At 42.3% G+C, this 24,483-nt stretch carries 25 protein-coding genes; 2 read left to right on the plus strand and 23 right to left on the minus strand.

Annotated elements, in window-relative coordinates; translation table 11 throughout:
* Positions 1-38 precede the first annotated feature (38 nt).
* The 23 genes from BLR84_RS28000 to BLR84_RS28115 form a co-directional block, all read right to left on the minus strand.
* On the minus strand, positions 39-1,415 hold the full coding sequence (locus BLR84_RS28000; protein WP_090473561.1) for an NADH-quinone oxidoreductase subunit N: 1,377 nt from the start codon (positions 1,413-1,415) through the stop codon (positions 39-41).
* A gap of 186 nt (positions 1,416-1,601) precedes the next feature.
* Positions 1,602-1,868 carry a four helix bundle protein gene (locus tag BLR84_RS28005; RefSeq protein ID WP_218128518.1) on the minus strand — a complete coding sequence of 89 codons (267 nt, stop codon included), beginning with the start codon at positions 1,866-1,868 and terminating at the stop codon, positions 1,602-1,604.
* A gap of 80 nt (positions 1,869-1,948) precedes the next feature.
* Positions 1,949-3,421, minus strand: a complete 1,473-nt coding sequence (locus BLR84_RS28010; protein ID WP_090473562.1) for a complex I subunit 4 family protein — start codon at positions 3,419-3,421, stop codon at positions 1,949-1,951.
* Between the two features lie 23 nt (positions 3,422-3,444).
* Positions 3,445-5,361, minus strand: a complete 1,917-nt coding sequence (gene nuoL / locus BLR84_RS28015) for an NADH-quinone oxidoreductase subunit L (RefSeq protein WP_090473563.1) — start codon at positions 5,359-5,361, stop codon at positions 3,445-3,447.
* Positions 5,362-5,473: 112 nt separating this feature from the next.
* Positions 5,474-5,803 carry an NADH-quinone oxidoreductase subunit NuoK gene (gene nuoK, locus BLR84_RS28020; RefSeq protein ID WP_090473564.1) on the minus strand — a complete coding sequence of 110 codons (330 nt, stop codon included), beginning with the start codon at positions 5,801-5,803 and terminating at the stop codon, positions 5,474-5,476.
* Between the two features lie 2 nt (positions 5,804-5,805).
* Complete coding sequence (locus BLR84_RS28025; protein ID WP_090473565.1) at positions 5,806-6,303, minus strand: NADH-quinone oxidoreductase subunit J family protein; 498 nt, start codon at positions 6,301-6,303, stop codon at positions 5,806-5,808.
* 58 nt (positions 6,304-6,361) lie between these two features.
* Complete coding sequence (locus BLR84_RS28030; RefSeq protein ID WP_076375866.1) at positions 6,362-6,859, minus strand: NuoI/complex I 23 kDa subunit family protein; 498 nt, start codon at positions 6,857-6,859, stop codon at positions 6,362-6,364.
* A 4-nt stretch (positions 6,860-6,863) separates the two neighbouring features.
* The gene (nuoH, locus tag BLR84_RS28035; protein ID WP_090473566.1) at positions 6,864-7,910 is read right to left on the minus strand and encodes an NADH-quinone oxidoreductase subunit NuoH; all 1,047 of its coding nucleotides are present in this window, start codon (positions 7,908-7,910) and stop codon (positions 6,864-6,866) included.
* Positions 7,910-8,899 (minus strand): NADH-quinone oxidoreductase subunit G, encoded by a 990-nt coding sequence (locus tag BLR84_RS28040; RefSeq protein WP_369829207.1) that lies wholly within the window; start codon positions 8,897-8,899, stop codon positions 7,910-7,912. Before BLR84_RS28040 ends, nuoH begins: the two co-directional genes overlap by 1 nt.
* Positions 8,900-9,076: 177 nt before the next feature.
* The gene (nuoF, locus tag BLR84_RS28045; RefSeq protein WP_090473568.1) at positions 9,077-10,441 is read right to left on the minus strand and encodes an NADH-quinone oxidoreductase subunit NuoF; all 1,365 of its coding nucleotides are present in this window, start codon (positions 10,439-10,441) and stop codon (positions 9,077-9,079) included.
* Positions 10,442-10,558: 117 nt separating this feature from the next.
* Positions 10,559-11,083, minus strand: coding sequence for an NADH-quinone oxidoreductase subunit NuoE family protein (gene nuoE, locus BLR84_RS28050; protein WP_090473569.1), 525 nt, complete (start codon positions 11,081-11,083; stop codon positions 10,559-10,561).
* Complete coding sequence (locus tag BLR84_RS28055) at positions 11,076-12,287, minus strand: NADH-quinone oxidoreductase subunit D (protein ID WP_176852176.1); 1,212 nt, start codon at positions 12,285-12,287, stop codon at positions 11,076-11,078. Before BLR84_RS28055 ends, nuoE begins: the two co-directional genes overlap by 8 nt.
* Positions 12,288-12,407: 120 nt before the next feature.
* Positions 12,408-12,911 carry an NADH-quinone oxidoreductase subunit C gene (locus BLR84_RS28060; RefSeq protein ID WP_090473571.1) on the minus strand — a complete coding sequence of 168 codons (504 nt, stop codon included), beginning with the start codon at positions 12,909-12,911 and terminating at the stop codon, positions 12,408-12,410.
* Complete coding sequence (locus BLR84_RS28065; RefSeq protein WP_076375850.1) at positions 12,911-13,453, minus strand: NADH-quinone oxidoreductase subunit B; 543 nt, start codon at positions 13,451-13,453, stop codon at positions 12,911-12,913. The genes BLR84_RS28060 and BLR84_RS28065 overlap by 1 nt, the downstream gene beginning before the upstream one ends.
* Before the next feature lie 245 nt (positions 13,454-13,698).
* Entirely contained in the window at positions 13,699-14,070 is a 372-nt protein-coding gene (locus tag BLR84_RS28070; RefSeq protein ID WP_090473572.1) for an NADH-quinone oxidoreductase subunit A, read from the minus strand.
* 114 nt (positions 14,071-14,184) lie between these two features.
* Entirely contained in the window at positions 14,185-15,870 is a 1,686-nt protein-coding gene (locus BLR84_RS28075; protein ID WP_255367065.1) for a tetratricopeptide repeat protein, read from the minus strand.
* Positions 15,871-15,882: 12 nt separating this feature from the next.
* Complete coding sequence (locus BLR84_RS28080) at positions 15,883-16,809, minus strand: PstS family phosphate ABC transporter substrate-binding protein (RefSeq protein ID WP_090473574.1); 927 nt, start codon at positions 16,807-16,809, stop codon at positions 15,883-15,885.
* 219 nt (positions 16,810-17,028) lie between these two features.
* The gene (locus BLR84_RS28090; protein ID WP_090473576.1) at positions 17,029-17,856 is read right to left on the minus strand and encodes an energy transducer TonB; all 828 of its coding nucleotides are present in this window, start codon (positions 17,854-17,856) and stop codon (positions 17,029-17,031) included.
* Positions 17,857-17,895: 39 nt separating this feature from the next.
* On the minus strand, positions 17,896-18,441 hold the full coding sequence (locus BLR84_RS28095; protein WP_090473577.1) for an ExbD/TolR family protein: 546 nt from the start codon (positions 18,439-18,441) through the stop codon (positions 17,896-17,898).
* Positions 18,442-18,447: 6 nt separating this feature from the next.
* Positions 18,448-19,074, minus strand: coding sequence for an ExbD/TolR family protein (locus BLR84_RS28100; protein ID WP_090473578.1), 627 nt, complete (start codon positions 19,072-19,074; stop codon positions 18,448-18,450).
* 114 nt (positions 19,075-19,188) lie between these two features.
* Positions 19,189-20,028, minus strand: a complete 840-nt coding sequence (locus BLR84_RS28105) for a MotA/TolQ/ExbB proton channel family protein (RefSeq protein WP_090473579.1) — start codon at positions 20,026-20,028, stop codon at positions 19,189-19,191.
* A 402-nt stretch (positions 20,029-20,430) separates the two neighbouring features.
* Positions 20,431-20,766 carry a translation initiation factor gene (locus tag BLR84_RS28110; protein WP_090473580.1) on the minus strand — a complete coding sequence of 112 codons (336 nt, stop codon included), beginning with the start codon at positions 20,764-20,766 and terminating at the stop codon, positions 20,431-20,433.
* Between the two features lie 90 nt (positions 20,767-20,856).
* Positions 20,857-21,747: a diacylglycerol/lipid kinase family protein gene (locus tag BLR84_RS28115; RefSeq protein ID WP_090473581.1), complete on the minus strand. Its 891-nt coding sequence runs from the start codon at positions 21,745-21,747 to the stop codon at positions 20,857-20,859.
* Between the two features lie 383 nt (positions 21,748-22,130).
* Between BLR84_RS28115 and metK the strand changes: the two genes are divergently transcribed.
* Positions 22,131-23,381 (plus strand): methionine adenosyltransferase, encoded by a 1,251-nt coding sequence (metK, locus tag BLR84_RS28120; RefSeq protein ID WP_090473582.1) that lies wholly within the window; start codon positions 22,131-22,133, stop codon positions 23,379-23,381.
* Between the two features lie 263 nt (positions 23,382-23,644).
* Positions 23,645-24,418, plus strand: a complete 774-nt coding sequence (locus tag BLR84_RS28125; protein ID WP_090473583.1) for an SDR family NAD(P)-dependent oxidoreductase — start codon at positions 23,645-23,647, stop codon at positions 24,416-24,418.
* Positions 24,419-24,483: the final 65 nt, after the last annotated feature.

A 24,483-nucleotide genomic window follows, 5' to 3' on the forward strand; every position in this document is an offset into this window, starting at 1 on the left:
ACAAATATTAAATCAATTTGCAGTTATCCAGTTATTGATTAAATGAACCTGGCAATAAAATCAGGGTAAACACCGATAAGAATAGTTACCAGCGCCGAGATGATAAATACTATTTTATAGTAAGCAGGCACCACCAGTTCGGTACGATCAGCCGTGCGGAAATACATGGCGATAATAACCCTGAAATAGTAAAAAATACTGATAATTGCATTTACTACTGCTATAATAACCAACCAAACATGATATTTGGCCAGTGCCCCGGAGAACATGAAAAACTTACCCATAAAGCCTGCGGTAAGTGGTATACCAGCCAGTGAAAGCATGGCAATAGTTAACACAAATGCCAGAAAAGGGTTACTTTTTGCTAAGCCATTAAAGCTTTCAAAATTATCGCTACCACTTTGTTGCTGTACCAGTATCAAACTTCCAAACGCAATGATCGAAGCTATAGAGTATGCTGTCGCGTAAATAAATACTGAATTAGCCGAGCCTGAGCCTAAAGCTACAATAGCAAAAAGCAAGTAGCCGGCATGTGATATACTCGAAAAAGCCAGCATGCGTTTAAAGCTTTGCTGATACAGGGCGGTGATGTTACCGATAAACAAAGTAATAACGGTAATAACCAATATGACAGGTACCCAAAAATCAGACAATGGCGCAAAACAGGCCGAGAACAAGCGCAGGAAAGCGGCAAAGCCCGCGGTTTTAACCACGGTTGACATGAACGCGGTGATCAGCGTTGGTGCACCTTCATACACATCCGGTGTCCAGAAGTGGAAAGGGGCAGCGCCTACTTTAAAGCAAAGACCAACAATGATCAATACTATACCGGTGTAAAACATCGGGTCGGCATGCGGATGGGCCAAAACCCAGTCGCGGATCACTTCCAGGCTAAATGAACCTGTTGTGCCGTACAATAACGTGATACCAAACAACAGGAATCCTGTTGAAAAAGCGCCCATCAAAAAGTATTTTAAAGCCGCTTCGTTCGATGCAAAATCACTTTTCTTGATACCTGCCAATATGTATAAGCTTACTGACATGATCTCGATGCCGATAAACAGCATCACCAGGTTATAGAACGATACCATCACAATAATACCTGCCAACGAAAACAAAATAATAGCATAGTACTCTGCAATATGTTTACTTATCCTGTCAAAATATCCTTTTGACAACATCAGGATAAGTATAGTTGCAATAATGGTGATCCCCGAAAACGCGATAGCAAAATTATCAAACATCATCATACCGTGATATATAGGCAAGGCAACATTATTCCATTGGGCAATGGCTAAACCTAAGGCCGCCAGCAAACCAATAATAGTAACCGGTAATAATGATTTTGTAGCCTTATATAAGCCGAGATACAAAAGCACTATTGGTAAAACAGATATGATGATTAAAGTATTCATTTATGTGAAATTCTAAATCCTAAATTCTAAGCTCTAAATCCTAAGCTCTAAAATCGAACTTATTAGTTGTAATTATTTTTTTAATTAGTATTCTTCAATTTTTCAAGTATCGCTCCAAAAATTTTCATCAATTCCGTCGCTTCCTGAATTAACGAATCTCTTTTTAATGCCTGTGATTCATTTACGTCAATCAATTTGAGCCACAATATGCTTTCTTTTGCTTCCTTCCGGCAAATCTTCACCCGATGTTGAAAAATCGTTGCGGCTAAAACTCTCATTAGCTTCAATAAAGTTTGCAGCTACCGAACCAGATGAGCGAATAAGCTGTTTATAATATTCAACGTTATGTATATTTCTATCTATTGTTTTTAAAAACTCCTTACAACTATTAGCAAAGTCAAATGTCCTATCCTCTAAATTATACTTCTTGACATTATTTTCTTTAGCATCCATTTCAAACCTTAAAATTTAATCATCCCTATTTTAGAAATTACTTTTATTTAGAGTTTAGAAATTAGAGTTTAGAGTTTCCTTTAATATTGTTTAATGTTTATTGAATGTATTAAATTATTTACCGCTGCCTCTGATATGTGCAGGATTGGATGCGGATAAACACCTATTGCGATGATCAGCACGCAAATAATACATAAGGTCAGTTTTTCAGATCCACTAATATCGGTAAAAGTAGCGGTTAGCTCGTTGGTTTCACCCTGCATTACATTTTTGTACATCCGCAGCATATATACCGCGCCAAAAATGATGGTTAAGCCGGCAACTGCTCCCAATGCAATATTGAAATAATGATAGGCGCTGTATTCAAACACACCGTTAAGCAGTAAAAACTCGCCCACGAAACCGTTGGTTAAAGGCAAGCCTACTGTCCCCAGCACTATAATTAAAAAAGCTATTGAAAATTTTGGCGCAACTTTGGCAATGCCACCAAGCTGGCTGATATCACGGGTATTTAACCTACGGCTAATGATATCCCAGATAAAGAACATACCTACCACGTTGATACCGTGGCTGAGCATCTGGATCATGGCTCCCTGAACACCTACCGATGTCCAGGCAAATATACCAGCAGCTATTAAGCCAACGTGTGCAATGGATGAATAGGCGACTAAGCGTTTGCCATCTTTTTGGTTAAAGGCGATCAGCGAAGCATATATGATACCAATCACCGCTAATATCATGACCAGGGCTTGCCAATGAGCAAAGCCAAGTGGTGCATTTGGTATTAACCAGCGGATAACACCATAGATGCCCATCTTAAGCATAATACCCGATAACAGCATAGTACCCGCTGTTGGCGCTTCGGTATAAGTATCCGGTTGCCAGGTATGGAATGGGAACAAAGGCATTTTGATAGCGAAGGCCAGGAAAAATGCCCAAAACACCAGCGACTGGTGTTTAGCATCCAAACCAATACGGTAAAACTCATGAATATCATATGTTTTGCCCGGCGATTGCAGGTACAGGTAAATGATACCTACCAGCATGAATAATGAACCGGCAAACGTGTATATAAAAAACTTAATGGTAATGCGGATACGGTTTTCGCCACCCCACAGGGCACATATAAAGTAGATCGGGATCAATGCTGCTTCCCAGCCTACGTAGAACAAAAATCCGTCTAAAGCGGTAAACACTACCAGCAAACCAGCCTGCATAAACAGTATCAACCCGTAAAAAGCGCCTTCGTTGTTATACTTGTGCTGGTAGGTTGATAAAACAATAAGCGGTACAAGCAACGTGGTTAACAATACCATCACCATGCTGATACCATCGATACCGGCACTAAAGTAAATACCAAATTTTGGTATCCATGGTACATCAATAGCAAACTGGGTGGTTGCATCGGGTATAAACTTGCTTAAAAATAAGCCGGCAATTACCAGTTCGGCAACTGAGAAAAATAATGCAGCGTGTTTAGCGGTCCCGTTTTTTAATAAGGCTACTATAACTGCGGCTACTACTGGTAAAAATATTAATATACTAACGGTCATGTTATATGGTAAACGCTTATCGTTTATATTTTAGTTAATCCAAATATGCTATACGCCAATACAGCAATAATTCCAAGTACCATGATAAATATGTAGAAACCCACATTACCGGTTTGCAGTAAGCGCAAACCTTTACTGGTTTCAATAGTACCCTTGCCTAATCCATTCACCAAACCATCAATACCCAGGCGTTCCACCACGTTATAAAAGAAAGTGGAAAGAAAATCCAAAGGTTTACGGATGATTAGATCATACAGCTCATCGATATAAAATTTGTTATAGGATATGCTGGTCAGTGCCGGACGCTCTTCGGTATCTGCTACCGGCAGACTTCCGCCCTTTACATATTTAAAGTAAGCATAAGCCAACGCGATTAAAGCTACCAGTACCGATGTACCCATCAGTATAAATTCTGTATTGGCCTGTAAATGATGTTCGCCCAAAATAGCATTTGACTTCTCGAACACCGGCGCCAGGAAATGTTCCAGCTCATGGTGACCGCCCAAAACTTCGGGCACACCGATCATACCACCGATCATCGAAAGAATGGCCAGTACAATTAACGGGATAGTGATGGTTGCCGGCGACTCATGTACATGGTGCTCCTGCTCATGTGTACCGCGGAACTTTCCATAAAAAGTAAGGTACAACATCCGGAACATATAGAATGAAGTCAGCATAGCGGTAAATACACCAATCACATAAAATGTGGTGCTATGCGCATAAGCATGAGCTAGGATTTCGTCTTTTGAAAAGAAACCAGAAAATGGAGGGATACCCGATATCGCGATAGTACCTATCAGCATGGTAGCAAAGGTTATTTTGATCTTACCTTTCAAGCCACCCATTTTGCGCATGTCCTGCTCGCCACTCATAGCATGGATCACCGAGCCCGCGCCCAGGAATAATAAAGCTTTGAAGAAAGCGTGTGTTAATACGTGGAAGAAAGCGCCTGTGTAAGCACCAACACCCAAACCTAAAAACATATAGCCCAATTGCGATACGGTTGAATAGGCCAGTACCTTTTTAATATCTGTTTGTGTTAATGCAATTAATGCAGCGAACAATGCCGTTGCCAAACCAATGATGGCTACTACCTCCATAGTAAACGGAGACAGGGAATAGAAAATATTGGAACGCGCTATCATGTATACACCAGCTGTAACCATGGTAGCCGCGTGTATCAGCGCCGATACCGGTGTTGGGCCGGCCATGGCATCGGGTAGCCAGGTAAATAAGGGCAACTGGGCCGATTTACCAACAGCACCTACAAAAAGCAGTAAAGTTATAGCCGTTAAGGGTATTGTTTGATCGCCAGTTAAAGCCGCCGCCTTAGGAAATATGGTAGCAAAATCAATGCTGCCAAAAAAATGTATGATCAAAAATATACCTAACAAAAAGCCAAGGTCGCCAATACGGTTCATTACAAAGGCTTTTTTTGCGGCATCGGCATAGCTTGGATTGGTATACCAGAAACCGATAAGCAGGTAGGAGCATAAACCTACGCCTTCCCAACCGATAAACATGATAAGGTAATTTGAACCCATCACTAGTAAAAGCATAAAGAATACGAACAGGTTCAGGTAAGCAAAGAATTTACCGAAACCGTTATCATCGTGCATATAACCTATCGAATACAGGTGGATGAGGAAGCCAACCCCCGTAATAATCAACAGCATGATAGCACTCAACTGGTCAACCAGGAACGCGAAATGTATTTTAAGCGAACCAACAGAGATCCAATCGAAATAAGTAACATTAATAGGATGACCGCTTGATTTGATCTGGAAGAAAACTGCCAGGCTTAAACCAAAAGACACCAGTACCAGCAGGCTGCCAATAAAGCCAATTACGTTTTTTGATAATGAATTGCGGCCAAGTCCGTTAATAATAAAACCGGCTAACGGTAATATGGGAATAAGCCAGATGTATTGATTCATGTTTTATACGTTGTACGTTTTATGTTGTACGTGATACGTGTATTCTACGTAACGCGTTTATATTTTTATAGATGACAGATCCGAAATCGAAATTCCGAAATCCAAAATCACTCTACCATTTCAGCCTGTTCAGTACGTTGATGTCAACCGAGTTGGTATTACGATAGATCATCACAATGATGGCTAATCCTACCGCAACTTCCGCGGCAGCTAATGCCATAATAAAGAACACGAAAACCTGTCCGCTGGCATCACCCCGGTAAACCGAGAAAGCGGTAAGCAATAGGTTAACCGCGTTAAGCATCAGCTCAACCGACATGAAAATCACGATAGCATTGCGGCGTATCAATACGCCCATTACCCCTATCGAAAAAATAATGGCGCTTAATAATATATAATGATTAAGCGGTACCGCGTGTAGGGTATTTGTTAAACTATCCATTATTATGCAGTTTTAGGGTCTTTAGTAGCCAATAAAACAGCGCCTACCATTGCCGATAACAGCAATACAGACGATACCTCAAATGGCAATAAAAATTCATTAAACAATACTTTACCCAGGTTTTTCACCAGGCCCAGGTCAGGGTTTTTTAATATCACCGGGTTTGATGTGGCTATCAGTTTTAATGACGATGCCAAAGCTACCGCCAGGATACCTCCGCCAAACACACCTGCTATTTTTATCATAAATGGCTTTACTGGCTCACTTTCCTTGTTCAGGTTGATGAGCATCAGCGTGTACAGGAACAATACCAGGATAGCCCCCATGTACACAATAAAGTTAACGATGGCCAGAAACTGGGCATTCAATAAAATATAGTGAATGGTGAACGTAAAAAAGGTAAGTATCAGGTAAAGGATACTATGTACCGGGTTTTTGGCCGAGATAACCAGTATCGAAAAGAATATGGACAAAAACGCGATGAAGTAAAATGTACTCATGTTTATATTTACAAAATACCCTTTCCCATTAAAGTTTGGGCAAAGGTATAAAACTTCTTTATTGATTTAAGGGGGCCTCTACTAATTTGTCTTTACCGTAAATAAAATCCTTCCTCAAATAGTCGGCAGGTACAATATCACCGTCAAGATAGATAGCTTCTTTAGGGCAAGCCTCTTCACACAATCCGCAGAAAATGCAACGCAGCATGTTTATTTCATAAACAGCGGCATACTTTTCTTCGCGGTACAGGTTTTCTTCACCTGGCTGGCGCTCTGCTGCCGTCATGGTGATGGCTTCGGCCGGGCATGAAAGCGCGCACAATCCGCAGGCGGTGCAGCGTTCCTTACCATTCTCATCACGTTTCAGGGAGTGCATACCACGAAAGTTCTCAGAAAATTCGCGCTTCTCTTCCGGATAACTGATGGTTACCGGTTTCTTGAAAAAGTGCTTCATGGTAGTAGCCAGGCCACTAACAATAGCCGGTAGGTAAGCACGCTCCATAAAATTGAGTGGCTTTACTTCCAGTACTTTTTTCTTATTGCTTAATGATTCCATTTTATTAAAATCCAAAGTGTGTAAGTAATGTACTACCAATACCGGTAAGCACAATGTTGGCAATGGCCAATGGTATCAATATTTTCCAACCCAGATCCATCAACTGATCATAACGGAAACGTGGGATAGTCCAGCGCACCCACATGAAAAAGAAGATGAATGAGATAATTTTTATAAAGAATACACCAACCCCGATCAGCGGACCTATAGCCGGACCTGTATGGGCCAATACCCAGTCCATACCCGGATAGTTGTAACCACCCCAATATAAGGTAGCCATAACCGCCGATGAGATAAACATATTGATATACTCTGCAAACAAGTAAAAACCTAATTTCATGGAGGAGTATTCGGTATGATAACCGCCAACCAGCTCAGTTTCGCACTCGGGCAAATCAAAGGGCGTACGGTTAGTTTCGGCAAAGGCGCATACGATGAATAGTATAAAACCAAGTGGCTGCCTTAATACATTCCAGTGCCAGCTGTGTTGTTGCTCGGCAATTTCGCGCATGCTTAAAGTACCGGTTAACATCAGCAAAGCGATGATGGATAAACCCATCGAAATTTCATAGCTGATATTTTGCGATGCCGCGCGGATAGCACCCAATAAGGAGTATTTATTGTTTGATGCCCAGCCACCTATCATTACGCCATACACACCTAATGATACTACGCCAAAAATGTACAGTACACCTACGTTGATATCGGTTACCTGCAAATCAATACTATGACCGCCGATAACCATTGTTTGCCCCCATGGAATAACAGCCGAACCTATACAGGCGGTCAATATAGCCAGGGAAGGCCCAACAATAAACAGGAAAGGCGTTGCATTGGTTGGGATGATCTCTTCTTTTAAAAACATTTTGCCACCATCGGCCAGAGGTTGTAAAATACCCCATGGACCGGCACGGTTAGGGCCTATCCTATCCTGGAAAAACGCGGCAACTTTACGTTCGGCATAGGTGGAGTACATAGCCATCACCAGGCTGATAACGAAAATGATCAGTATCAGGCCAATTTTAATCAGTATATCTGCAGTCGATCCCATTATAAGCGTGTGTCTCGTTCAAATTGTTCTTTATTCGCTTCCATCAGTACCGGGTTGGTTTTAACCACCGGCAGCGGTATAAATTCGTAGTGATTTGAGCTGATCACTGATTTATGCGATATCTTGCGTGGGCCTTCAATTACCCAGTCGGCTGTTTTCTTTTTATCAAAACGGCAGGTATTGCAAATAAACTCTTCTACCTCGCCATAAACATCTTTACGGCCGGTTACCCTGATCACATCCTCGCCTTTGTACCATAAAGTAGTTTTACCACAGCATTTATCGCAATCACGATGCGCATCTACTGGTTTGGTAAACCATACCCTGTTTTTAAAGCGGAAAGTTTTATCGGTTAACGCTCCTACCGGACAAACGTCGATCACGTTGCCTGAAAAATCGTTATCAATAGCTTTTGATATATAAGTGGAGATCTCCGAATGATCGCCCCTGTTCAGGATACCATGTAAACGAGTATTGGTGATCTGATCGGCGGTGAACACACAACGGTAGCAAAGGATGCAACGGGTCATGTGTAACTGTATCTTATCGCCGATATCAATCTTTTCGAATGTACGACGGTCAAACTCGTAACGGGTTTTAGCAGCGCCATGTTCAAAACCTAAGTCTTGCAAATGGCATTCACCAGCCTGGTCACATACCGGGCAATCCAGCGGGTGATTGATCAATAACATTTCAACCACACCTTTGCGGGCTTCAATCACTTCGGGCGAGGTAATATTTTGCACTTCCATACCATCCATTACCGTGGTACGGCATGATGCTACCAGTTTAGGCATCGGGCGCGGATCTTTTTCAGAGCCTTTGCTTACCTTAACCAAACAGGTACGGCATTTACCGCCACTGCCTTCCAGCTTGGAGTAATAGCACATCGCAGGTGGAACAATATCGCCCCCGATCTGCCTTGCGGCATTCAGAATGCTTGTTCCCGGTTCTACTTCAACGGGTATTCCGTCTATGGTTACTTTCATTGACATTTTATATAACGTCCTTGTATAAACTCTAAATTCTACTTTCTAAATCCTAAGGTTTTAGAAACTTATCTTCTTCCCGTCATTGCGAGGTACGAAGCAATCTCTATACTATACAGAACGACTCTGTAAATCGGGGATTGCTTCGTACCTCGCAATGACGCGTGGTTTTATTTTTTATCCAGCTACAGATTCCAATTTCGGCAACGGATCTGCGTAATGTGCTAAACCGTAATTCCTTGTTGTTGCTTCGTTTGCATTAGTCACGTGCCATTCAAACTCATCCCTGAAGTGGCGGATAGCGCTGGCCACCGGCCATGCTGCCGCGTCGCCCAGCGGACAAATCGTGTTTCCTTCAATTTTTTTAGAGATATCAACCAACAGGTCCATATCACTTTGTTTACCATGACCGTACTCTAAACGGTGCAATACTTTTTCCATCCATCCCGTACCTTCACGGCATGGCGAACATTGTCCGCAGCTTTCATGATGATAAAAACGGGCAAAGTTCCAGGTATTACGAACGATACAAGCATCCTCATCGTAAGCAATAAAACCACCCGAACCCATCATGGTACCCGTTACAAAACCACCATCAGCCAATGATTCGTAGCTCATTAAGCGAGGTTCGTTATTAATGGTTTTCAGAATAAGATTAGCTGGTAAAATAGGTACTGATGAACCACCCGCAACAACCGCTTTCAGGCGTTTGCCGTTGGCAATACCACCACAATATTCGTCAGAATATAAAAACTCTTCAACAGGTAAACCCAGATCAATTTCGTAAACACCAGGTTTTTTCAGGTTACCACCAGCTGATATCAGCTTGGTTCCTGTACTCCTGCCGATACCTAGTTTAGCGTATTCGTCGCCACCTTCGTTTATGATAGGTACTACTGCTGCTATCGATTCTACGTTGTTTACTACCGTTGGGCAACCATATAAACCAGCAATAGCCGGGAATGGTGGTTTAATACGCGGGTTACCACGTTTGCCTTCCAATGATTCCAGCAAAGCGGTTTCTTCACCGCAAATGTAGGCACCACCACCGGGCTGTACATAAAGCTCCAGATCATAACCCGAGCCTAAAATATTTTTACCTAAAAACCCTTTTGCTTTTGCTTCGGCAATGGCTTTTTCCAGGATCCTGATCTGCGGCATCATTTCGCCGCGAACGTAGATAAATGAAGTATTGGCGCCTAATGCAAAACTCGATGTGATCATACCCTCAATGAGCAGGTGAGGAATATAGGTCATCAGGTAGCGGTCTTTAAAAGTACCGGGTTCCGATTCATCAGCGTTGCAAACCAGGTAACGTGCCACACCCTCTGGCTTAGCCAAAAAGCTCCACTTCATACCCGTTGGGAAACCCGCGCCACCACGGCCACGCAAGCCCGATTTCTTCACTTCTTCAACCACCGCCTCTGGCGACATGGTTTTCAAAGCTTTTTCAACAGAAGCGTAACCACCCTTGGAGCGGTAAACATCAAAAGTGTTGATGCCGGGTACGTTTATATGTTCTAATAATAATTTGCGACCCATTTGTTTAAATTCTAATCTCTAAATTCTAAAAGCTAAATACTAGTCTCTAAATTCTAAACTTTAATTACTAAATTCTAAACCCAGATTTTTAGTCCTTAATCCTTTGTCTTTAAATCCTTAATCTCTTTTTCCTGCTGTTAAATCGCCGATCAATTTATCTACCGAATCGTTAGTTAAATTCTCGTAAAAAGTATATTCAGGGCCAATTTGTAAAACCGGACCAAAACCGCAAGCGGCCAAACATTCTACACCGCGCCAGCTAAACAGGCCATCGGCAGTAACTTCACCCTCTTTTACCCCCAGCTTCTGCTCAATATGATCCATGATTTTTTCGGCACCTACCAGGCAGCAACCGCTGGTACGGCAAACTTCCAATACATATTTACCCTGCGGGCGTAAAAAGTACATGCTATAAAATGAAGCTACTTCATATACCTCAATTGGTAATATCTCCAAATAGGCAGCCACCTTATCCATTGCAGGTACACTTGTCCAGCCAAATTCGGCCTGTACCAGGTGCAGTATCGGCAGTAAGCCCGATTTTTGTTTCCCCAGCGGATAACGGCTTACGATATCATCAAATTTACTGATCAGTTCCGGCGAAAAATCAACCGGCACCTGAGTATCTTCCACTTTAAGCATCTAACTCTCCGGCTATAACGTTTAAACTACTCATATTAATAATAGCGTCTGATAATAACATACCACGGCTCATTGGCGCATACATCTGGTAATTGATAAAGCTTGGTCTGCGGAAATGCAAACGGTATGGGCTGCGCCCACCATCGTTCACCAGATAAAAGCCCAGCTCGCCATTGGCACCTTCTACCGAATGATATACTTCGGTATTCGGAGTAGGAATTTCGCCCATCACAATTTTAAAGTGATAGATGAGGGCTTCCATGTTATTATAAACTTCTTCTTTTGGAGGCAGGTAAAACTCAGGCACATCAGCATGAAAAATGTCTGTTGGCTCTTTTTCCAGTTTTACCAGGGCTTGCTCAATAATGCGCAGGCTTTGCCACATTTCTTCGTTACGTACCAAAAAGCGACTGTAAACATCGCCATTGGTACCCACAGGCACTTCAAAATCAAAATCTTCGTATGATGAGTATGGGTTCATCGCCCTTACGTCATAATCAACACCGGCAGCACGCAGTAAAGGACCTGTCCAGCTATAGCTCAACGCGGTTTCGGCAGTAACGGCGGCCACATCTTTGGTGCGGTCAACAAAAATACGGTTACGGTTAAACAGCGATTCAAACTCTTTCAGTGTAACCGGGAAATTTTTCAGGAAGGCACGCAGCTTGGCAAAAGCGATAGTATTAAAATTACGCTCAAAACCGCCGATGCGACCAATATTGGTAGTGAGGCGCGATCCGCAGATCTCCTCATATATTTCGTAAATAGACTCGCGGTGCTCCATCATGTACAGGAAGCCTGTAAACGCGCCGGTATCCACACCCAATACACCGTTGCAGATGATGTGGTCAGATATGCGGGCCAGTTCCATAATGATCACCCGAAGGTAATCAACCCTTTTTGGAGTGGTGATGCCCAGCAGTTTTTCAACCGTCATGTGCCAGCCCATATTGTTAATGGGTGATGAACAATAGTTTAAACGGTCGGTAAGCGGGGTTATCTGGTAAAAAGGTCGGTGTTCGGCAATTTTTTCAAACGCGCGATGTATATAACCAATGGTTGATACGCCGCTTACAATTCTTTCCCCATCAAGCTGTAGCACATTCTGGAACACACCATGGGTTGCAGGGTGCGTTGGCCCCAGGTTAAGGGTCGAAAGCTCGTTTTGCGGATCGTTGTCTGTATATACAGGATGATTTTGCATCAGTATAATTATTTATTTAGATATGAGATTTGAGACCTGAGATTTGAGACTTTTGAATTGTTACCAATAGGAAAAATGGTCTCATATCCAAAATCTCACGTCTCACATCTAATCTATATGTTATCTTCCGAAGAAGTAATCCTTTTTATCAACACGGTTTGGATCCTCCAGCGGAAATTCTTTTCGCATCGGGAAAGCCGTCATGTCATCAACATTCAGTATACGGCGCAGGTCGGGGTGGCCGTCAAATATAACCCCAAAAAAGTCGTACGTTTCACGCTCCATCCAGTTGGCACCCTCCCATACGGTAGTAGCTGTAGGGATATGTACGTCGCCATCGGCTAAAAACACTTTAATACGGATACGGGTATTGGTGGTTAAACTGTGCAGGTGGTAAATAATACCAATCTGCTTTTCCTGCTCCGGATAATGTATGGCGGTAATATCTGTTAAAAATATAAACCGGAGAGCGTCGTCGGTCTTTAAAAAAGTTAACAGATCAATGATCTGCTCGCGGCCGGTTTCCACAGTAAGCAAACCATAAGGCTCGCCTACCAGCGTTACCTGCTGGTCAAACTTTTCAGCAATTCTTTTTAAAAGCTCTTCGTTAGGGATCTGGACCATTATTGAATTCCGTATTTAGCTAACAATTCCTGGTACTTAGGTTCGTTTCTTCTGCGAAGCGATTCTGTTTGTACCAATTTTTGAATATTAATAAAGCCATCAATAATAGCTTCGGGGCGGGGTGGGCAACCGGGCACATAAACGTCAACCGGTATCACTTCATCAATACCCTGCAAAACAGAGTAAGTATCAAATATACCGCCGCTTGAGGCACAGGCGCCAACAGCCATCACCCAACGAGGTTCGGCCATTTGCAGATATACCTGCCTTAATACCGGGGCCATTTTTTTGGCGATAGTACCCATAACCATTAACAGATCGGCCTGACGTGGCGAAAAGCTTAAACGCTCGGCACCAAATCTCGACAGGTCATAATGAGAGGCCATAGTTGCCATAAATTCAATACCACAGCACGAGGTGGCAAATGGCAGGGGCCATAATGAATTTGAGCGTGCTATACCTATTACTTTATCAAGCGAGGTAGCAAAAAATCCGGCGCCTTCTACTCCAGCAGGAGCGTCAACTAATTGAATATCACTCATTGAACTATTTTAATAGAAATCCACTATCCGGAAAAGACGGATAATGAGTGCAAATTTACAATAATAACCATGTAAAAAGTACACGATGGCTACTCTGTAGCTATATTTAGAATCGTTCTAAAAAAGAATTCTCTAATCCTTTTTGATGTGCCGCTGATTTTGTCTGAATCCGAATTAACAGAATTTAAGAATTAACGGAATCCTATCATCTGCACATCCGCACATCTGCATATTTGCACATCCGATCAGTCCCAGTCTAACGCTTTCTTTTTTATTACGTATATAAAACCTAATAAAAGCGTGGCCATAAATATGAACATTTCGACCATACCCTTGGCGCCCATTTCTTTGAAATTAACAGCCCAGGGATACATAAATATCACCTCCACATCAAACAGCACAAACAATATGGCCACCAGGAAATATTTAATGGATATGGGGGTACGGGCATTACCCACTACTTCGATACCCGATTCAAAGGGGGTCAGTTTGTCCTTAGTTTTACGCTTAGGACCAATTTTATGCGTTACAAACATGGTGGTTACCACAAACCCTAAAGCCACTAACATTTGAATAATGATGGGCAAATAATTAAGCGGTGTACTTTGTAATTCCATGCTGCAAATATACTAATGGAACTATAATAAAAAAGGCCTCTTTTACAAGAGGCCTTTTTTATTTTTAAGCTTAAGTATCAGAGATAAGCCCTCTGTACTTGCTATTATAAAACCTTATTTGCTTTTACCGCCACCGGCTTTTTTCGCAAAGTAAGCAATTACCTGTTTATTAGTAGGATCTGCGTCACGTGCTTTGGCATAGTTATCCGCAGCCTTGGTTAAGTCTTTTTCCTTAAACTCGGCATAGTTAGCCAAATAAACATAGGATTCTGCCAAGTTCTTTTTAGTTTTATCATCTGGTGTTCCTTTAGCAAGTACCAGCTCAATATATTTTTCATAAAAAGGCTTAGCATAACCCATAATGTTATTACGGTCTTTATCCTTTAACTCATTAACACGTGCACGATAAATGTAAGCATCAGCGGTAGTTGGGCTTTTTTGGGTAACGTAGCTAAAAGCTGAATCGGCTTTGGCTATTAATGAATCGGCAGTTGGCTTTTTCTCGTCATATCCATAGTAATAGCTAATACCCTCATAAAAATAATCTGTAAGCTTAACATTTCGCCCACCTTTTTGGGTAACCACTTTATAGGCATCCCCAGCTTCTACATATTTTTTTCCACGGAACAATGATTTAGCAATTTCTCCGTAAACATCTGTTTGGGTCGAATCAAGAGCCAATGCTTTTCTTAAAGTATTGATACCTACTGAATCCTGACCTGATGCCATTTGCAAACGCCCCTGGTATAAATAATCGCGCGGAAGGATACGTTTTGGGTCGGCTTTCTGGAACCAGGTGTTAATAGCGGTTAAACCGGCAGGATAATCTTTGTTCTCATAAGCCGAGTAAGCCAGGTAGCGGTATGCTCTCGCATTGCTGTTTGCTGATTTTGAAAGATCAGCAGCCACCTGTTGCAGGGTTTTATAATCACCGGCCAACAGTAAAAAGTCGGCATAATGCATTTGTGACTCAACAGACTGATCGGTCAGGCTGATATATTTTTTATAATGATCAGCTGCCTCTTTGATCTTCACTGATGCCTGTTTAGGATCGGTATATGACCAGCGCACATCTGTTTCGGCCCATTCGCGGTAAGCCGGACCATAATTAGGGTCGATAGCTAAGGCGTCCTGGAATTGTTTCTCAGAATCTTCAAAGTTATTGGCAAACTGCCATAAAACGCCGGTAGCTACTTTTGCAGCCGGATTTTTAGGATCGATGGTTGATGCATCTGAGTAAGCCTGGTAAGCTTCGTTGCTCTTTAATTGTGAGCGGTAGGCATTACCCAAAGTGATCAATAATTCCGCGTCTTTAGGGTTTACCACTTTACCTTTTTGTAAAACAGCAATAGCAGCATTGGCATCAGCCGGGGCTACTTTTGCGCCAGGTGTAAGCGGCAATAAATAAGCTTCGCCTACATATTGATATGGTTTTGAGCTTTTACCAGCCAGTGCAATAGCCTGGTTAAAGTTATTGGTTGCTCCCGAGTTATCTTTATCTAAACGGGCAGCAGCACCTAAACCAGCATAGTTTAAAGCTGATTTAGCGTTTACAGCAATACCTTTATTAAAGGCCGCTTTTGCCGAATCGGCGTAATCTTGTTTGATATATACCCAACCCAGGTAAAAAAAGTTCTCATCCTTATCGGCTTGTGTCGTCGTAAGGTTTTTAAGCATTGATTTGGCTTTCTGATACTGTTCGGCGTCAATAGCTTTTTTGGCGTCGGCTAGACTTTGCGCAAAAACTGATGAACCTCCTAATAACAGTCCTAATGATGCCGTGGCTATTTTACTGATCATTTTCATCTTTAATTAAAATTTATTTTTTAAACTAATCTCTCTCGTTGGTATAGAATCAGGCAACAGGCCTGATTTTAGTATGATACGCTGGCCTGGTTGGCTGCCTAAAAATTTAGCGAAACCCATGCCCAAACCTACTTTGCTTGTACAATTGATTACATAAAGCCCTCTGCTTAAAGGGTACTGTTTTAAGACAAGCGACTCTTGTGATGGTTTAAAATAAGTGTCCGGGTACTGTTTGTTTGACTCATCCCTGACACTTACTACTTTAACCTTTTCTACATATCCGGCATAATCCTTATCCGGATCATTAAGCCAGCTAAACCCGGTTATGCCTAAAGCATCAGGGTGTTCGCTTACATATTTCAAAACCTCTTTATTTGATTTAAGCGCATAAATGTTTTTCTGCGTAAATCCCTTACTTCCGGTAAAGTCCTTCAAATATCTTACCAAACTCGAATTAGGGTTATCAAAAACAATGGTTCTGTTTAAATCGCCCTGTCCTGTGAGCAGTTTTTTCAATTGGCCTACAGTAATGGAGGTATCATTTGAAGCTGTGTTCACGATAAGCGCTATAGCATCAATGGCAAAGCGTACAGACTCCACCGACAATGTCCTTTTAGTGATCACAGCACGTTCATCAGCAGTAAGCTCACGCGACAGTATGGCTACGCGTACACTATCGTTTAACAGGTCATTTACGGCCTCATTCTCTGTTTTATACAAAACATTGATTTTGGCATTGGGATTTTGGCTGGAATAAATATACAGTTCCTGATCTAAGATGGGTGAGAAGGAAGCATCGGCAACAAAAGTTGCTTTGCCCGATTTAGCATCATTATCAGCAGAAAATTTTGTCGACTTTTGTTTACAGGCTTGTAAGCCCGCACTCAGGAGCAATGCAAAAAGTAAAAACTGACTATTAAAATTAATCTTCATACTGATCCTTCTTAAACAATCGTGAAAACCGCAGAATGGAATAAGCAATAACAAAGGCTCCGAAAAGCATTCGCTGGTATTGCGGTAATTGTAAGGGCAACTGGTCCCAAAACATGATCATTAAGCCCAATACGACGAAACAAACAAAGGTGACAGCGCCTAAAATAAACAAAAACCGCCTTTTGGGCGATTTTTGTTCTTTATTAAAATTGAGTGGCATTATTCGCTTGCTAACGTAAAGCTGATTGGCACGCTATATTGTACACGTACCGGGCGACCATTCTGAATACCTGGTTTCCAGTGTGGTGAATTTTTCAATACACGAACCGCTTCTTCGTCGCAGCCGCTACCAATACCTCTGGTAACTTTGATATCAGTTAATGAACCATCTTTTTCCACAACGAAGGTACAAATTACCCTACCTTGAGTACCGTTTTCACGGGCTACTGCCGGGTAACGGATAGATTTACCCAAATAGGCACCAAATTTCTCCAAACCTCCCGGGAATTCCGGAACCTGCTCTACCGAAGTAAAGATCTGGTTAGGATCGGCTTCTACTACTTGTTTAACATCGGAGTTACCTACCGGCTCATCAATTCTGATATCGGCGTTAGGATCACCCTTTTGGTCTTTCTGACCAGGGTCCTTAGTCTCCAAATCTTTTATTGTCGGTGGATCTTTCTCCTTAACCTCGTTATCCGGTTTCACAACCGGAGGTGGGAAACGTACCTGGTCAACCTTTGGTTTAGGCGGTTCAGGTGGCGGCGGAGGTGGTTTTTTGGTTTGATCCACGGGTGGTGGAGGTAACAGCACTACGTCTGTTATCTTCACTTTTTGATCAGCTTTAGGGATAAGTCCCTGGATCCTGTTGATGATAGTAGGTAAAGCAACAACAAATACAAACACAATGATTGCTATAATAAGCGCCCTTGATGTATTCTTGGAGTTATCCCTTCTCAGCTCATAAGCCCCATAGGCCTTATTTCTGCTACTAAAAACAACGTCGATCCATTTCTGATCTAATATGTCTAATTTCGATCCAAACATCTTTTAAGATTTAATGGTAGTTAATAACGTTATTTTAAATTATTTAGTATCGTTGTAAAGCCCATTCTTCTGTAAATCAGTAACTTCAATGGGTAAAATATCAACTATAGCGTAGCTTTGTACATTGACGATATTCATCTCATCAAGTATTGCAACTACATTTTTATAATTTGATTTGCTACTTGGCTTGATCAAAACGATCATTGGTTTGCCTGTAGCTTTCTCGATATCTGCTTTCTTTTCAACAAGCAATTTGCGCAGATCATTTGGACCATAACCAATTATAGTAGGTGCCGATTTTCCTGCCTCGCCCAGATACCACTCCAATTTATCATTGCTACCTAATAATAAGGTTAGTGATGATGAAGCCTTAACAGCTAATTGATCCTTTGTTTTATCATCTTTATCGGGCATGGTCAAGTCCATCGCTTTGGGCTTGGCCAAGGTAGTTGTCATGATAAAGAAAGTGATCAACAGGAAAGCTAAATCAACCATCGCTGTTAAATCTACGCGGGTGGATTGCTTTTTACTGCGAACCTTCCCGCCTTTGTGTTTACCTCCCCCGGAGGTATCTAATTCTGCCATGATCTTTTATTTTTTAGGAGCAGCGCCACCGCCACTACCTAAGTTTGTTATTAAACTAAACTTGTTCACTTTTTGCTTTTGCAAAATATTGATAACATCCTTAATAACCGGGTATTCTTCTTTGCTATCGCCTTTTATCGCTATACGCAACTGCGCATTATCCAATGCTACGGTAGCTTTACGGGCTTCACGGATCCAGTTAAATAATTCGTTACTTACAGAATCACGGGGGATACCTGGTTTGTTATATTTTTTTTGGTCATCAGCCGATAAAGCAATAAACTGATGCATTTGGTTAAAGGGAACACCAATTGATGTGATCGTAGAAAACCTGTTTAACTCATCGGGCGTAAACGTTGTTTTATAAAGTTCGCCCATTTGAATTAAGGTTTGTTTACGGATATTCACTCCCTCTATTCCAAAAAATGCTTTCTGTGAACCTACAGAAATGGTAGCGAAGTCATTCTCCGGAATTGGTTGCTGTATCGATGATTTTGGCATATCGATAGGAACCGGGTCCTCGGTACGTACTTTCGCGGTCATTATAAAGAAAGTCAGCAACAGGAAGGCCACGTCGCACATGGCGGTCATGTCAATGGCTGTACTCTTTCTTGGAACTTTTATCCTTGCCATATTTGATTTTTTTTTAAAATATATAGAATTTAATAATTATAACATCCACGCATTATTCCTGGTTATATATAGGACACAAATGGGGGGACGAAAGCTAATTAACCTATATACTTATTATCTGTTGGCATTTTTGTGTGATGCAGCAAATGTTTGTACAATGCTGAATCCGGCTTCGTCAATTGCGTAAGTTAACTTGTCAATTTTTGATGTAAATACGTTGTACATTACGATAGAAACAGCAGAAGTACTGATACCGAACGCAGTGTTGATCAAAGCTTCAGAAATGTGTGAAGATAGTTCAATCTGGTTTGGTACACCTGATACCGCTAATGAAGAGAAGGCCTTGATCATACCCACAACCGTACCTAACAGACCGGTTAATGTACCGATAGATACCAATGTAGCAATGATAGTTAAGTTTTGCTCTAACATTGGCATTTCCAATGCAGTTGCTTCTTCAATGTCTTTTTGGATAGCCAAAGTTTTTTGATCAACGTCAAGATTTGGTTCAGCTTCCATTTCAGCGTATTTTTTCAATGCTGATTTGATAACGTTTGCTACAGAACCTTTTTGTTTGTCGCATTCTGCTGATGCGCCAGAGATGTTACCTGCGTTCAGTTGTGATTGGATCTTTCTAACAAAAGCATCTACACTGCCTGTACCTGAAGCTTTTCCGATTACTACGAAACGCTCGATAGAGAAAACGATAACCATTAACAAAAACGCCATGATCACCGGCACGATTACACCACCGCTATATACAGTTCCGAAAATATCTACAGGAAAAGCAGTTTTGTCGCCGCCTTTGAAGTGACTTGGATCGCCCAGAACGAATATGAAAATAAGAGTAGTAACAATCAGGCAGATTGGAATAGTTAAGGATGCAAACAAGCCAGATGCACTTGAGCTTTCTTTGTTAACAGGAGTAGTTGGTTTTGTTGGTGCGTTTGCCATTACTTTTAAATTTTAGTTTTAGTTTTTGTTTATATTATAAGTTTGTTAAATGTGCTTTTAATTAGCGAATAACAAAAATAGAATTTTAATGAAATAAAAAAATCTTTTATGTTATTCTTTACAATTTTTTAATACCGAATTACATTTTGTGCCTAATTGGTCATTATTAACGTAACAATGCTTAAATATTGTGTGTTGCCACGACAATTATTTGCAATGAAAACCATTTTTTTTTAGATTATCAAGCATTAACTGATAAAAATTGTGTTATTAATATGTTACAATATTGGTTTTAAAGCCATTTCATAGCGGCCGGGAGTAGTATAACGCTAAATATTTCTTTTTGTTGTATGTGTATGTTATACGCTTAGATACTAACCCAATAGCACTTACAAGCATAAATTACCCACCCGCCTTTTTTGCCTTGTATCCATCGGTTTGCAACAGGGTTAAAATTTTATCTCTGAAATCGCCCTGTATCAGTATTTCACCATCCTTTACCGAACCGCCTACCCCACATTTTGTTTTTAATTTCTTGCCAATAAGCTCCAGATCGGCATCGGTACCCACAAAGCCGGTAACACGGGTAACCAGTTTACTGCCACCCTTGCGGTCGAGATAAATTTTAAGGTTTTGCTGCTGCGGGGGTAGTGTTTGTGCAGCTTGCCCCCCGTTTTCCTGGTATTGAAAATCAGGATCGGTAGAATATACTACCCCGGTGAAATTCTTTTTAGCCATAACTTTTTTTTGAAGCGAGAGTGAGGAGCCAGTTGCCAGGAACGGAATACCCGAAATCAGGCACCCGCACCACACACCCGCTCACTTTACTTAATTCTTTTTATATGTTGGGCCCACAATAACTTTTAACGAATTGGGCACTATATTAATATGTATAGCAGTACCCATTACCTGCGGTTCACCGTCAAGGTGTATAGGGCCTTCGGTTTGGCGGGTTACGTTAATTTGCTTACCGCGTATAATTTCCACATAACTCGTGCTCTCGGATGTTTTGGTAAGCATCCTGATACCCATTTCCGGGAAACGCCACAGCGGGAACTTCCTGATCAGGCAAATATCAAGCAACCCGTCCTGAACCGATGCATTGGGCGATATATGCGCGTCGTTACCGTATTGCGATGAATTGGCTATGCTGAGCATAAATGCTTTACGCTCGTAAACCTTGCCGTCAATCTCCAACTGGTATTCTTGCTCATTATAGGTGGCTATCTCCTGCATAGATGATTTAACATAGGATATAAAGCCGCGCTTTTTTCCGTGCGAAAACACCTCACTGATATGGGCATCAAAACCCATACCCGCCATATTAAAAAATGGCTGCCCGTTCACCGTACCCGAATCAATGCTTTCTGCATGGCCTTTTACAAGGGTTTGTATAGCCTGGTTGGGGTTCATGGGAATACCTAAAAAACGAGCCAGGCCATTGCCCGATCCGTAAGGCACTATACCCAGGGCCGTATCGCTCCCTACAATGGCCGATGCTATTTCATTTACCGTACCATCGCCGCCAACAGCCACAATAATATCGTACTTGCCTACAGCCTCCAACGCAATGATGCGCGCGTGTGATACGCCATCGCTAAATACAATGGTTGCATCAAACACCGCTTTATCAAGGTTTTGATCTATCAGCTCAGGCACCCCGTCCTTCTTCTTCCCACCCGATATGGGGTTTATTATAAATAACGCTTTACGTTTCAATTATATGTATTATTTCAGCTTCAAAAACTCTAAACTCTAAATCCGAAATTCTAATCCGAAATGTCGAAGACTTCTTGAACACCATTAAAAACAATTAATAGTGAAAAATCGAACATCCGAAACGGCAACGCCCTCAACGGAGTTAATCCGAAATCAAAATGAATTCAAAATCAAGAATTTCAGCCCCCAAAAGTAAATGTATTTTCGGCTTTGTGAAATTTGTTTTATTTTTGCCACCCGAAAGTGGACTGATTTAATTGCCTTGATACACAAGGCTGGATTGCAACCACGTAAAAAAGTGCTAAAACCAACGCTTCTTTTTACCTCGATCCGTTAAAACTTACTCCTTTCGGTTTTATTAATTAATTTTTTATCAGACTTATATGCCATACTTATTTACCTCTGAATCCGTATCAGAAGGACATCCGGATAAAGTTGCAGACCAAATATCAGACGCCCTGATCGACCATTTTTTGGCGTTTGATGAAAATTCAAAAGTTGCCTGTGAAACACTGGTAACAACCGGGCAGGTAATTTTAGCCGGCGAGGTAAAATCAAAAGCTTATTTAGACGTACAAAAAATTGCCCGTGAGGTGATCAATAAAATTGGTTACACCAAAGGCGAGTATATGTTTGATGGCAGCTCATGCGGTGTGCTATCGGCCATTCATGAGCAATCGCCGGATATTAACCAGGGTGTCGACCGCCAGGCCAAAGAAGAACAGGGCGCCGGCGACCAGGGTATGATGTTTGGTTATGCCACCGTTGAAACCGATAACTATATGCCCCTGGCACTGGATATTGCCCATGCCCTTTTAATTGAGCTGGCAGCCATCCGCCGCGAAAACAGCGAGATCAAATATCTGCGGCCTGATGCCAAATCGCAGGTTACCTTAGAGTATAGCGATGACAACAAGCCACAACGTATAGACGCCATTGTAATATCAACCCAACATGACGATTTTGATGAGGAAAAAGCTATGCTGGCCAAGATCAAACAGGATATCATCAGCATCCTTATTCCACGTGTTGAAGCTAAATATCCAAAATACGCCCACTTCTTTAACGATCAGATCAAGTATCACATCAACCCAACCGGTAAATTCGTTATCGGCGGGCCGCATGGCGATACCGGCTTAACCGGTCGTAAAATTATTGTTGACACCTATGGTGGTAAAGGCGCGCACGGTGGTGGTGCTTTCTCCGGTAAAGATCCTTCAAAGGTGGACCGTTCTGCGGCTTATGCTACCCGTCACATTGCCAAAAACCTGGTAGCTGCCGGTGTTTGCGACGAAGTGCTGGTTCAGGTATCATACGCCATTGGCGTGGCACAACCTATGGGTATTTATGTAAACACCTATGGTACAGCCAAAGTAAACCTGCACGACGGAGAGATAGCTAAAAAAGTAGAAGAAGTGTTTAACATGACTCCCTACGCTATTGAAACCCGCTTTAAACTGCGTAACCCTATTTATAGCGAAACCGCTGCTTACGGTCACTTTGGTAAACCAAGCGAAATAGTAACCAAAACATTCATTGCCCATGATGGCAGCGAACTGAAACGTGAAGTAGAACTGTTTACCTGGGAAAAACTGGATTATGTTGATAAAGTAAAACAGGCTTTCGGTTTGTAAAACCAGAGCACTCCTTATAATTTTTAAAGCGATGGGTTTTACCTGTCGCTTTTTTGTTTAGCAGCCTGTCATTTTGAACTTATTTCAGGATCCCACAGGGCAAGCTGACCACTATACGGCACACTTTTATGGGATGCCGAAACAAGTTCGGCATGACCCGATTTTACAAATTACATGCGTCTCTTTTCTTTTTTACCATTTGGTAATCCCCCCTCACCTTTTCTATCCGAACTTTGTTATCACAAAAACGAAAGGAAAAGATCATGTCACGAATATTGATAACAGGATCGGCAGATGGGTTGGGGCAAATGGCCGCCCAACTGCTGGTTAAAGCCGGGCATTCAGTTGTACTGCATGCCCGTAACGAACAAAGGGTACGGGAAGCTTTGGCCGCCGTGCCTGGTGCCGAAACCGCAGTAAGTGGCGATCTGTCCAGCATCAAAGAAACCATCGCCCTGGCCGAAAAGGTAAACACCCTGGGTTTGTTTGATGCTGTTATCCATAACGCGGCCGTAGGCTATACCGAACCGCGGCGCATAGAAACGATTGATGGCCTGTCGCACGTTTTCGCGGTGAACAGCCTGGCGCCTTATATACTGACCGCGCTGATCCATCAGCCCAAACGTTTGGTATACCTCAGCTCGGGCCTGCATCGCAGTGGGGACGCCTCTTTGAATGACCTCAGCTGGACCGACCGCCACTGGAACGGTTTTAGCGCCTATGCCGACTCCAAACTGCATAACGTGATACTGGCCTTTGCAGCGGCCCGTAAATGGCCCAACGTATTTTCAAATGCCCTGGAACCCGGCTGGGTGGCTACCAAAATGGGCGGCCCCGGCGCGCCGGATAGTTTGGCCGATGCGCCTAAAACACAGGTGTGGCTGGCCACCAGCCACGAACCGCGGGCCATGGTATCGGGCGAATATTTTTACCATCTGCAGCACCGTCCTTTTCTGCCGGCAGCGGCAGATCTGGCGGTGCAGGAAAAATTCATCACCGAATGTGCCCGCTTATCGGGCGTCCAATTCCCGGCATAATGATTGCCCGTTCTTTTAACATGAGTTCGGATAAGCCCAGAATGTCATTTCTCCTCACCCCTCCT

It is taken from the genome of Mucilaginibacter sp. OK268 (assembly GCF_900103125.1).
In the GTDB taxonomy this organism is placed as follows: domain Bacteria; phylum Bacteroidota; class Bacteroidia; order Sphingobacteriales; family Sphingobacteriaceae; genus Mucilaginibacter.